The organism is Streptomyces sp. NPDC127197, assembly GCF_042672405.1.
In the GTDB taxonomy this organism is placed as follows: Bacteria; Actinomycetota; Actinomycetes; order Streptomycetales; family Streptomycetaceae; genus Streptomyces; species Streptomyces flavusporus.
The window spans coordinates 289720-301354 of the sequence record NZ_JBHXVG010000009.1 but is presented as its reverse complement, the minus strand read 5'-3'; the positions used below and the strand labels follow the sequence as shown (position 1 = coordinate 301354).

Here is an 11635-nt window from a genome sequence, read left to right as displayed (position 1 = left end):
TTTCACCCCCCCCCCCCCCCCCCACATAAACTTTTTCTGGGGCGGCGCCCCCGCTCTTTTTTCAACCCCCGGGGGGGCCCGGGGGGGGGGGCGGGGGGGCCGGCGGGGGGGGGGCCCCCCCCCGACTCGTCACGTTCGGCATTCCGAACGTTACACAACGCTTCGAACAGGCTTCGTCCGACCCCTTGCCGAAGCCTTAGCCGAAGGTTAACGTCCCGCACCGCAGGCTCATTTGAGCCATCTGGCGCTGAGCCAACCGAGCCGCAGCCGTACTCGAGACAAGGACGTCAGCATGTCGGCATTCAGCAACACCAACTGGGACCGCCGATCCGTACTGCGGGCCGCCATGGGCCTGGCCGCCGCCGGCGGGCTGGCGGCCTGCGGGAGCAACAACGGGCGTGGGGGCGGGTCGGGTTCGGGCACGAACCTGGTGCAGTACTTCCACGCGTACGGTGAGGCCGGGACCGAGCAGGCCATCAAGAAGTACGCGGCGGCCTACGACAAGGCGAACGTCACCACGCAGTGGATCACGGGGACGAACTTCGAGAGCAAGCTGTTCTCCGCCCTGCTCACCGACAACGCGCCGGACGTCTTCGAGTTCCACCCGCAGATCCAGCTCGTCAAGAGCGGCCAGGTGGCGGATCTGAGCGACATCATCAACCCGGTCAAGGACGACTTCAACCAGGCCGACATCGCCTCGCACACCATCGACGGGAAGATATGGGGCGTCCGTATGATCGACGACCCGCAGTTCTTCTACTACCGCAAGTCGATGCTCGAGGACGCCGGCATCGAGCCGCCGACGACGCTGGACGAGCTGGTCGAGGCGGCGGCCAAGCTCACCACCGACAAGGTCAAGGGCGTCTTCCTCGGCAACTCGGTCACCCCGGTGATGAACCCGCTGATCTGGTCGGCCGGCGCCGACACCCTCGACGACAAGAACCAGATCGCGTACCACACGGACGCGGTCGCCGAGGGCCTGACCAAGCTCCGCACGATGTTCAAGGGCGGCCACATGCTGCTCGACGCCCCCGCCGACTGGTGGGACCCGTCGGCGATCACCCAGGGCCTGGTCGCCATGCAGTGGTGCGGCATGTGGGCGATGCCGGTGATCCAGCAGGCGCTCGGTGACGACGTCGGCATCATCCCGTTCCCGTCCTCGGCGGACGGCGCCAAGCCGGCGGTCACCAACGGCGGCTGGTCGATGTTCGTCAACGCCAAGTCGAAGCACCTCGACGAGGCGAAGGAGTACGTCAAGTGGCTGTGGATCGACCAGAAGGAGTACCAGGAGGACTGGGCCCTGTCGTACGGCTTCCACATTCCGCCGCGCACCTCGCTCGCCGAATCCGCCGACAAGCTGAAGTCGGGTCTGGCCGCCGAGGGCGTGAAGCTCTTCAACGAGTTCGGCCACTTCGACAACCCGGCCTGGACGCAGGCCATGATCGTCGCCCTGGAGGGCGTCGTCGCCGACGCGGTCCGTAAGGGCGGTGACCCGGAGGCCGCGCTCGACAAGGCCGACAAGACGGTGAACCGCGAGCTGAAGAAGCTGTTCGGATAGGCCGGCGGACGGACCACGACATGTCGACCACCACCACGCCCGGGGTCGCCAAGAGCCCCGCCGTCGCGCAGACCCCCTCGGTCCCGCGGCGGCGCGGCATCCGCGGCCGCACCCTCAACTTCTGGCTCTTCACCGGCCCGTTCCTCATCGGGCTCGTGATCTTCGTCTACATCCCGATCGGCTGGAGCGCGTACCTCTCCTTCTTCGAGGCCCGTTTCACGGTCACGCCCAGCGAGTTCGTCGGCTTCGACAACTACAAGTACATGCTGACGAACGACAAGTTCGTCGACTCGCTCGTCACCTTCACCGTCTTCGCCGCGATCGTCGTACCCATCACCTGGGCGCTCTCGCTCGGCCTGGCGCTGCTGGTGCACCGCATCCGGTTCATGAAGGCGTTCTTCCGGTCGGTGTTCTTCCTGCCGACGGCGGTCAGCTTCGTCGCCGCCTCGCTGATCTGGAAGATGTCCATCTTCAGCGGCGTCCGCTTCGGCCTGATGAACACCGTCCTCAGCTGGTTCGGCATCGACAACATCGCCTGGCTGGCCAACCCCGACCCGCCCTGGTACTGGCTGGTCATCGTCACCGTACGCCTCTGGCTCCAGGCCGGCTTCTACATGATCCTGTTCCTGGCGGCCTTGCAGAACATCCCGCAGGAGCTGTACGAAGCGGCCGCCATCGACGGCGCGAAGCCAGGCTGGCAGACCTTCCGGTACGTCACCCTGCCGCAGCTGCGGGCCACCTCGACGGCCGTGATCCTGCTGCTGCTGGTCGCCGCCTACCAGGCCTTCGACGAGTTCTTCAACCTGCTCGCCAAGACCACCTGGGGCCGCCCGCCGCTGGTCGAGCTGTACTACACGGCCCTCGGCGAGAACCAGGACTACGGCGCCGGCAGCGCGGGCGCGATGATCCTGACCCTGCTCATCTGCATGGTGACCCTGCTCCAGGGCAGGATCATGGGCTTCGGAAGGGGTGAGGAGTCCAAGTGACCACCACCACGCCCACCGTCGGGAAGCCGCGCAAGATCAAGCGCGGCGGTGTCCTCGGCTCCACGGGCCTGTACCTCGCAACCGGTATCGCCGCCTTCCTCTTCCTGGTCCCCTTCTATCTGATCGTCCGCAACGCCCTGTCCACGGACGCGGAGATCACCGGCGAGAACTGGAAGTTCTTCCCCACCGACATCCAGTGGGGCAACTTCACCGAGCTGTTCGACGACCCGACGGTCCCCTTCGCCCAGTCCCTGTGGAACTCCACGGTTGTCGGCGTCCTGCACACCATCGGCACCCTCCTGGTGTGCTCGCTCGCCGGATACGGCCTCGCCCGCATCCCGTACAAGCACGCCAACAAGATCTTCTACGCCGTTCTGGTGACCCTGATGGTCCCGACCGCCGTCACCTTCGTCCCCAGCTTCGTGCTCGTCTCGTCACTCGGATGGGTGTCCACACTGCGCGGACTGGTCATTCCGGGGCTCTTCAGCGGTTTCACCTGCTTCCTGTTCCGGCAGTACTTCCTGGGGTTCCCCAAGGAGCTGGAGGAGGCGGCACGCGTGGACGGACTCGGCTATTGGGGCGCGTACTGGCGCATCGTCGTGCCCAACTCGCTGAACTTCTTCGCCGCCATCGCGACCATCACGTTCATCAGCGGCTGGAACGCCTTCCTGTGGCCCCTGGTCATCGGTCAGGACCAGGAGGCGTGGACGGTGCAGGTCGCGCTCTCCTCGTACATGACCAACCAGACCGTGAACTTCCATCTGATCTTCATGGCCACCGCCATTTCCATCCTGCCCCTGGTGTTCGTGTTCCTGTTCCTGCAGCGCTGGCTGGTCCAGGGCGTCGCGCAGACCGGCATCAAGGGCTGACCTAGGAGACCGATGTCCTTCCGCACCACCACCGCCATCGACTACGTCGAGGACGTCGCACCGGGCAGCGGGGCCCTGCCGCCCCGCGCCTGGTACGCGTCCTCCGACGCGGCCTCCCTGTCCCTCAACGGCACCTGGCGCCTGCGCCTGTCACCGACCGCCGACGCCGAGGACGACTCCTTCGCCGAACCCGGGTATGACACCGGGGCCTGGGCAGAGGTCGCCGTCCCCGGCCACTGGGTCCTCCAGGAGCACGGCTCACCCATCTACACCAACCACCTCTATCCCTTCCCGGTGGACCCCCCGCACGTCCCCACCGAGAACCCCACCGGCGACCACCTCCGGGTCTTCGACCTCCCGGACGACTGGCCGTCGGACGGCGACGCCGTCCTCCGCTTCGACGGCGTCGAGTCCTGCGCCCGCGTCTGGCTCAACGGCACGGAGCTCGGCCAGTTCAAGGGCTCGCGGCTGCCGCACGAGTTCGCGGTCGGGCACCTGCTGAAGCCGGCCGGCAATGTGCTCGCCGTCCGTGTCCACCAGTGGTCGGCGGGCTCGTACCTGGAGGACCAGGACCAGTGGTGGCTGCCGGGCATCTTCCGTGACGTCACCCTGCTGCACCGCCCGGCGGGCAGTGTGCGCGACTTCTTCGTGCACGCCTCCTACGACCACGTCACCGGCGAGGGCACCCTGCGCGTCGACTCCGACGTCGAGGGCCGGGTCACCGTGCCCGCCCTGGACATCGATGTCGCGACCGGCGAGTCCGTGACGGTCGCGGTCGAGCCGTGGACCGCCGAGACGCCTCGGTTGTACGACGGCCACCTGGTCACGGAGGGCGAGCGCGTTCCTCTGCGCATCGGCTTCCGTACGGTCGTCGTGGAAGACGGCCTGATCAAGGTCAACGGCAAGGCGATCCTGTTCAAGGGCGTCAACCGCCACGAGTGGCACCCCGAGCGGGGCCGCGCCCTCGACCTGGAGACCATGCGCGAGGACGTGCTGCTGATGAAGCGGCACAACCTCAACGCCGTCCGCACCTCGCACTACCCGCCGCACCCGGCCTTCCTCGACCTGTGCGACGAGTACGGCCTGTGGGTCATCGACGAGTGCGACCTCGAAACGCACGGCTTCACCGAGCAGGCCTGGCGCGACAACCCCGTCGACGACGACCGCTGGACCCCGGCCCTGCTGGACCGCGCGGCCCGCATGGTCGAGCGCGACAAGAACCACCCGTCCGTCGTGTTCTGGTCCCTCGGCAACGAGGCCGGCACCGGACGCGGGCTCACCGCGATGGCCGAGTGGATCCACGACCGGGACCCCGACCGGCTCGTGCACTACGAGGGCGACATCAACTGCCGTGACACGGACGTGTACTCACGGATGTACGCCTTCCACGACGAGGTCGAGAAGATCGGCCAGAGGCTCGACGGCGGCACCCACAAGCGCCGCGAACTCCCTTTCATCCAATGCGAGTACGGGCACGCCATGGGCAACGGCCCCGGTGGCCTCGCCGACTACCAGCGACTGTACGAGGCGTACGACCGGCTCCAGGGCGGCTTCATCTGGGAGTGGATCGACCACGGCATCAGGCATCCCGAGCTGGGCTACGCCTACGGCGGCGACTTCGGTGAGGAGCTGCACGACGGGAACTTCGTCTGCGACGGGCTGATCTTCCCGGACCGGACGCCGTCGCCGGGGCTGGTCGAGTACAAGAAGGTCATCGAGCCGGTCGGCATCGAGGGCGACGGCGCGGACGGCACCGTACGCGTCACCAACAAGTACGACTTCGCCGATCTGTCGACGCTCGCCTTCGAGTGGTCGTACCAGGTGGACGGCGAGACGGTCGAGGCGGGCGCGCTGTTGGTACCGGCGTTGGCGCCGGGCGAGTCGGCCGAGGTGAAGCTGCCCGAGCCGCCGACCGACGCGCGGGACGGGTCGGAGACCCAGTGGACGGTGCGGGCGCTGCTGGCGTCGGACACGGCGTGGGGGCCGAAGGACCACGAGGTCGCGTGGGGCCAGTTCCCCGTCTCCGCCCGTCCGTTGCCCACGGTGGCCGCGACCGACCGCCCCACCGCGAGCGAGAAGCAGATCTACCTGGGCCCGGCCGCCTTCGACGCCCGCACCGGCGCGCTGAAGACCATCGGCGGCGTCGAGGTGAGCGCGCTGCGTCTGGATGTGTGGCGGGCGCCCACCGACAACGACGACGGGGCCGAGTGGCAGACCGACACCCGGTACGGGATGCTGTGGCGCAAGTACGGCCTGCACCGCATGCAACACCGCCTGGGCGCCGTGGAGTGGGGCGACGACGCGCTGACGGTACGGACCCGGGTGGCGCCCGCCGCCTGGGAGGTGGGCCTGAGCACGGTGTACCGCTGGACCTCCGACGGGACCAGGCTGCGGCTGACCGTTTCGGTGGCCCCGGAAGGCGACTGGACGGTCCCGCTGCCCCGGCTCGGCATCCGGTTCGGGCTCGCGCAGGCCGACCGGGTGAAGTGGTTCGGCGGCGGCCCCGGCGAGGCCTACCCGGACACCAAGTCCGCGTCGATGCTGGGCCGTTGGCACTCCACCGTCGACGAGCTGCAGACTCCGTACGTCCGCCCGCAGGAGAACGGCGCCCGTGCCGACGTCCGCTGGGTGGAGATCGGCGGCCTGCGCATCGAGGGCGACCCGGAGTTCTGGTTCACCGCCCGACGCTGGACGACCGAACAGCTGGACGCCGCCCGCCACCGCACCGACCTCACGCCGGACAACACGGTGTGGGTCAACCTCGACCACGGCCAGCACGGCATCGGCTCGCAGTCGTGCGGCCCGGGCCCGCTGCCGCAGTACTTCCTGCGGGCGGAGCCCGCGGAATTCTCCTTCGTCTTCTCGGAGATCAATTGAGTGGCAGTATCGAGGTCCGGGGCCTGACCCGGACCTTCCACACCACCGTGCGGCGTCCCGGCCTGGCCGGGGCGCTGCGCTCCCTCGTCAACCCGGAGCGGGTCGCCAAGCACGCCGTCGTCGACGTCACCTTCGACGTGGCCCCCGGCGAACTGCTCGCTCTCCTCGGCCCGAACGGCGCCGGCAAGTCCACCACCATCAAGATGCTCACCGGCATCCTCACTCCGACGGCCGGTGAGGCCCGGGTCGCGGGAGTCGTGCCGTACCAGGAGCGGGAGCGCAACGCCCGCAACATCGGCGCCGTGTTCGGACAGCGCACCCAGTTGTGGTGGGACCTGCCGGTGCGGGAGTCGTTCGCGATCCTGCGGGACATCTACGAGGTGCCGAAGGCCGAACACGCCGCACGGTTACGGGAGTTCGACGACCTGCTGGAGCTGTCCTCCTTCTGGGACACCCGCGTACGGCATCTCTCCCTGGGCCAGCGGGTCCGCTGCGACCTGGCGGCGGCCCTGCTGCACGACCCGCAGGTCGTCTTCCTCGACGAACCGACCATCGGCATGGACGTGGTGGTCAAGGAACAGGTGCGGGAGTTTCTGCGGCACCAGGTCGAGGAACGCGGCCGTACGGTCCTGCTCACCACGCACGACATGACGGAGGTCGAGCGGCTCGCCGAGCGGGTCGTCCTGATCAACCACGGGCGGCTCGTCCTGGACGGCACGCTCGACGAGATCCGCCGCAAGTTCGGCTCCACCTGGCAGGTGCGGGCCACGCTCGCCGACGCGCACACCGATGCCGTACCGCTGCCCGGCATCGCGCTGCTGCGGCGGGACGGCCCTCGGCTGGTGTTCGGCCCGGACGGGCCCGAGGCGCCGACCGTGCACCAGGCGCTGCGGGCGATCATCGAGCGCTACGACGTGACCGACATCGCCATGGACGAGGCGGATCTGGAGGACGTGATGCGGACCGCGTACGTCCAGGCAGTGGGGGACTCCTGATGGCCGTCCTGCACGCCTGGCGGGCGGCCCGCGTCACGCCGCTCGGCGAGCTGCACGCCCCACCACGCATCACCGCGGCCCTGCTCCGGCTGACGGTGCAGGTGGTGCTGGTGTGGTCCCTGTGGCGGGGGTTGTACGCGCAGTCCGGCAGTACCGCCGGACTCGCCCGCGACCAGGCGGTGACGTACGCCGTCATGGCCGTACTCGCCCTGCGGCTGCGGGAGTTGGACCAGTACGCCGGCCGGGACACCGTGCTCCAGCACATGCACTTCGGCACGATCGTGTACTGGTACCTGCGCCCGCTGCCCCCGCAGCGCTACTACGCGCTGCGGGCGCTGGGCGAGCAGGTGTACGGCCTCGCCTGGGCGCTCACGGGATACGCCGTGTGCCTGGCGTCGGGTGTCGTGAAGCCTCCCGAGTCGCCCGCCGTGGCAGGCGTGTTCGCCGTCAGCATGCTGCTCGGCCAGTGGGTCCTGTACTACGTCATGCTCGTCATCGACCAGCTGTGTTTCTTCACGCTCCGCAACGGCGCCGCGATGCTCATCCTGATCTTCGCGCAGAACCTGCTGGCCGGGGTGTACGCGCCGCTGTGGTTCTTCCCGGACTGGTTCATCACGCTCAGCGGCTTCCTGCCCTTCCAGGCGACGCTGAACGTGCCGCTGTCGCTGTACGTGGGCCGGATCCCGCTGTCCGAGGCAGGAGCCGAACTCGCCGTACAGGCCGCGTGGATCGTGGCACTGGCCCTGTTCACCCGGCTGGTGTGGCGGCGGGCGGCCCGGCGTGTGATCTCGCAGGGAGGCTGACAAGGTGAACGCGGTGCGTCTCGTCTGGCGGATCACCCGCCTGAACTTCCGCGCGCAGCTGGAGTACCGCTCCGAGTTCCTGATGATGATCGCGATCGGCGCGGTCTGGCAGGTCTCGGTGATCGTGTTCGCGACCGTGCTGCTCACCCGGTTCACCGGGATGGGCGGCTGGGACAGCTCGGACGTGCTGCTGATCCCGGCGACGCGGATGCTGGCGCACGGGCTGTTCGTGCTGTTCCTGGGCCGCGTGCACGGTCTGGGCCGGCACATCCAGGAGGGCAGGATCGACGTGTACCTCCTGCGCCCCATGCCGGTCTACCGCCAGGTCCAGCTGGAGTTCTTCCCGACCAACGCGATCGGTGACCTGACGGTCGCGGCAGGCCTGATGTGGGGCGCGCTGGCCCGCTCCGACCTGGACTGGACGGCGGGCCGGATCGGCTACCTGATCGCCGCGGTCATCGGCGGCATGCTCCTGGAGGCGGCCCTGTTCACGGTGGTCGCCTGCGCGTCGCTCCGCTTCCCGGCCGCCGACTACTGGGGCCGCTGGCTGGAGGAACTCCTCGGCACGTTCGGCAGCTACCCGCTGAACGTCCTGCCGAGGGCGGTGGGCGGCCTGTTGACGTACGGCCTCCCCCTCGCCTTCGTCGCGTACTTCCCGGCGGCGGTCCTCACCGGCCACGACACGAGCGTCCCCTACTGGCTGGCGGCGGCGTCACCGCTGCTGGGGCTGGTCGGATACCTCGGGGCGAGGCTGCTGTGGCGGTGGAGTCTGAGGCACTACGCGGGGGTGAACGGCTAGGGCGGTACGGCCCCTGGGGCCGGGTCCGTGATCTGTTCCGACGCACGGTCCTCGCCGCCCGAGCCGATGTCACACGCCGCGCGGCGCGCGCTCGAACGATCCGAAGGACTCCCGCGCCACGCACAGGGACCAGATGATGAACCCCGAGATGGCGATCATCACGACGGACCAGACCGGGTAGTACGGCAGGGAGAGGAAGTTGGCGATGATGACGAGTCCGGCGATGGCCACGCCGGCGACGCGTGCCCACGTCGCCCCCTGAAACAGCCCCAGGCTGACGATGACAGCGAGCGCGCCCAGGGCGAGGTGGATCCAGCCCCACCCGGTGAGGTCGAACTCGAAGATGTAGTTCTGCGTCGAGACGAAGACGTCGTCCTCGACGATCGCCGCGATGCCTCGCATGATGTCGAGCACTCCGGCGATCATGAGCATGACGGCCGCGAAGGCCATCAGGCCGGTGGCCCACGCCTGCTGGGTCGTGTGCGCGCGTGCGGGTTGTGTGGCAGCCATCCTGTTACCTCTTTCGATGTCGTGCCGTCCGGTTGGTGGTCGTCCGGCGGTGTTCAGCGACCGGAGGCGGGGGTGTCGCGGGTCGGGTGCTCCATGGGGCCCGAGCCGGTCAGGACCAGTTCTTTCGCCCTGCGGAACTCCTCATCCGTGATGTCGCCGCGGGCGCGGATCTCGGACAGCTTGGCGAGTTCGTCGACGCTGCTGGGCCGTCCTGCGCCGCCCTTGGCGGTGTCGCGGATGTAGCTCTCGAACGCCTCCTGTTGCACGCGCGCCTGCGCGATCTCCCGGCGGCCCATGTTCTTGCCGCGGGCGATCACATAGACGAACACGCCCAGGAAGGGCAGGACGACGACGAACACCAGCCAGCCGGCCTTGGCCCAGCCGCTCAGGGAGTCGTCACGGAAGATGTCGACGACGATCCGGAAGAGCAGGACGAACCACATGATCCACAGGAAGAACCACATCATGGTCCAGAAAGCGCTCAACAGCGGAAAGTCGTACGCGAGGTACGTCTGCGCGCTCATGGTCTCGTCTCCGTCCCGGGCGTGCGTCCGGTAGGCGGTGGGTGCCGTTTCTCAGCGTGCCCACGGCAAGGCCCATGCGCCTCACCCGAGGCGGGTGAGCGTGCCCGCCGCCGACGGTCGGCGGCGGGCGTACCGTGTGACCTGATCACCGTTCGGCATCTGTCGACCATGGCTCACGGGGCCCGTCGCCCCGGCTCCCCTGCGGCGGTCGCGGCCGGCTCCGGTCCCGCTGCGGCGGCGAGCACCGCCACGACGGCCAGCACGACCAGGACCAGGCCGAGGACGAGCGCCACCGCGCCGACCGTGGGGTGGTTCCAGAGCACGAGTGCCACGGCGCCCGCCCCGATGACGACTCCGGTGATCCACGACCGGTGGGCGTCCAGCCACCGTCCGGTCGAGCCGGTGTGTACCCCGACGCGGTGCAGTCCCCGCCCGGTGGCCGTGGTGCCCCGCTGGGCGAGCGCCCGTACGCCGCGGGCCGCGCGTCCGGGACCGAACAGGTAAGCGGCCAGTGCTGTGATGACGGCCACGACGAGGAGGGTGCGGGTGCTGTCGCGCAGGAAGCGCACGAACGTGTCGAAGATCACCGCAGCGGCATCGGGGGGCAGGGCCGACGGTGGGACGGCGTCGAGGTAGACCCGTCGTACGACGGCCAGCGCAACAAGCAGCACCACCATCATCACGCCGACGCCGGTGGCCGCGATCAGGAGCATCACCCGGTGTGCCGGAGCGGTCCACACGGCGAGGGCGGCGAGCAGGACGGTCAGCACGGGCAGCCAGGTGCCCATGATGTCCAGCAACCGCATCGCGTCCTGTGCCTTGCCCAGTTTCTCCGTCTCGAACAGCGTGACCGTCCGGTCGGTGTCCGGGATGGCGGCGGCCTTGTCGAAGCCCGCGTCGACGAGGCGCTGGCGCACCTCGTCGACGACCGCTCCGAGGTTCAGCTGGACGGCGTCGCCTTCGGCGCGCAGGACACCCTCACGCTCTCCGGTGAGCATGTTCACCACCGCGGCGTGGGCACGCCGGTTGGCGCCCTCCCATGCCTGCTCGAAGGTGTCGCTGGTGACCACTCGGCGGATGACGCGGTCGGCCACGGACCTGACCGCGGAGCGCAGCGGGCCGTCGAGCGCCTCGGCTCCCTGCACCACGCGCGGTGGCGCTCCGGCGTCCGCGAGCGCCTTGGCGAGCGCGTCCGTCACCGCCTCGACGCCCACGTTGTCCACCACGCGGTCGGTCAGCCGGTCGATCAGGACCTCCTGAACCGCCGGATCCGCTGCCAGCGGCGCGACAGTCTGCACGTACCGGTCGGTGTCGGAGACCTCGTCGTCCACCCAGGCAGCGACCACGGCTGCGGGGGCGAGCAGGAGGGCCAGCAGCAGGAGGACGGAGGCACCCACCTGGCGTGCCCACCGGTGGCGTGCCTTCGCTGCGCGGCGCAGACGCTCGTACTCCGCGTGTTCGGCGGCCGTCAGAACTCGGCCCGTTTCCGGGGTTCCGCCGGAGGGGGAGGGCCCGGAGGCGTTGTTCGGGACCATGGCTGCTCCTTGGTCGTGCCTGCTGCCCCGGCAGGTGCCGGCACGCTGCCACCAGGTGACGGAGGGGGTGGCCACCACCCGGCCAGGCCCGGCCCGGGGCCGCCTGACTCCGCACCGAGCGGGGTGTCACACAGTCGCGGTGGTTCCGCCCGGTGCCGGGGTGCGCGACCTCCGGAGTG

10 protein-coding genes are annotated in these 11635 nt (G+C 69.3%); 7 read left to right on the top strand and 3 right to left on the bottom strand.

What is annotated here, in order from left to right; genetic code table 11:
- Positions 1 to 292 precede the first annotated feature (292 nt).
- Genes ACFVJQ_RS17485 through ACFVJQ_RS17455 form a run of 7 tightly spaced genes read left to right on the top strand, consistent with a single transcriptional unit; the run spans position 293 to position 8887 of the window.
- A complete protein-coding gene (locus tag ACFVJQ_RS17485) occupies positions 293 to 1558 on the top strand; it encodes an ABC transporter substrate-binding protein (RefSeq protein WP_385784749.1) in 1266 nt (421 codons plus the stop codon).
- Between the two features lie 20 nt (positions 1559 to 1578).
- Positions 1579 to 2544, top strand: a complete 966-nt coding sequence (locus ACFVJQ_RS17480; protein ID WP_385784746.1) for a carbohydrate ABC transporter permease — start codon at positions 1579 to 1581, stop codon at positions 2542 to 2544.
- Positions 2541 to 3413, top strand: a complete 873-nt coding sequence (locus ACFVJQ_RS17475) for a carbohydrate ABC transporter permease (RefSeq protein ID WP_385509727.1) — start codon at positions 2541 to 2543, stop codon at positions 3411 to 3413. Before ACFVJQ_RS17480 ends, ACFVJQ_RS17475 begins: the two co-directional genes overlap by 4 nt.
- 12 nt (positions 3414 to 3425) lie before the next feature.
- Positions 3426 to 6290, top strand: a complete 2865-nt coding sequence (locus tag ACFVJQ_RS17470; protein ID WP_385784742.1) for a glycoside hydrolase family 2 TIM barrel-domain containing protein — start codon at positions 3426 to 3428, stop codon at positions 6288 to 6290.
- On the top strand, positions 6287 to 7285 hold the full coding sequence (locus ACFVJQ_RS17465; RefSeq protein WP_385509725.1) for an ATP-binding cassette domain-containing protein: 999 nt from the start codon (positions 6287 to 6289) through the stop codon (positions 7283 to 7285). Before ACFVJQ_RS17470 ends, ACFVJQ_RS17465 begins: the two co-directional genes overlap by 4 nt.
- The gene (locus tag ACFVJQ_RS17460; RefSeq protein ID WP_385509724.1) at positions 7285 to 8088 is read left to right on the top strand and encodes an ABC transporter permease; all 804 of its coding nucleotides are present in this window, start codon (positions 7285 to 7287) and stop codon (positions 8086 to 8088) included. Before ACFVJQ_RS17465 ends, ACFVJQ_RS17460 begins: the two co-directional genes overlap by 1 nt.
- Before the next feature lie 4 nt (positions 8089 to 8092).
- Positions 8093 to 8887, top strand: coding sequence for an ABC transporter permease (locus ACFVJQ_RS17455; protein ID WP_385784739.1), 795 nt, complete (start codon positions 8093 to 8095; stop codon positions 8885 to 8887).
- Between the two features lie 69 nt (positions 8888 to 8956).
- On the opposite strand, the gene ACFVJQ_RS17450 is transcribed toward ACFVJQ_RS17455, so the two are convergent.
- The 3 genes from ACFVJQ_RS17450 to ACFVJQ_RS17440 form a co-directional block, all read right to left on the bottom strand.
- Positions 8957 to 9397 carry a hypothetical protein gene (locus tag ACFVJQ_RS17450; RefSeq protein ID WP_385784736.1) on the bottom strand — a complete coding sequence of 147 codons (441 nt, stop codon included), beginning with the start codon at positions 9395 to 9397 and terminating at the stop codon, positions 8957 to 8959.
- A gap of 53 nt (positions 9398 to 9450) precedes the next feature.
- A complete protein-coding gene (locus ACFVJQ_RS17445; protein WP_385784733.1) occupies positions 9451 to 9921 on the bottom strand; it encodes an SHOCT domain-containing protein in 471 nt (156 codons plus the stop codon).
- A gap of 173 nt (positions 9922 to 10094) precedes the next feature.
- On the bottom strand, positions 10095 to 11456 hold the full coding sequence (locus tag ACFVJQ_RS17440; protein WP_385784730.1) for a hypothetical protein: 1362 nt from the start codon (positions 11454 to 11456) through the stop codon (positions 10095 to 10097).
- Positions 11457 to 11635 lie beyond the last annotated feature (179 nt).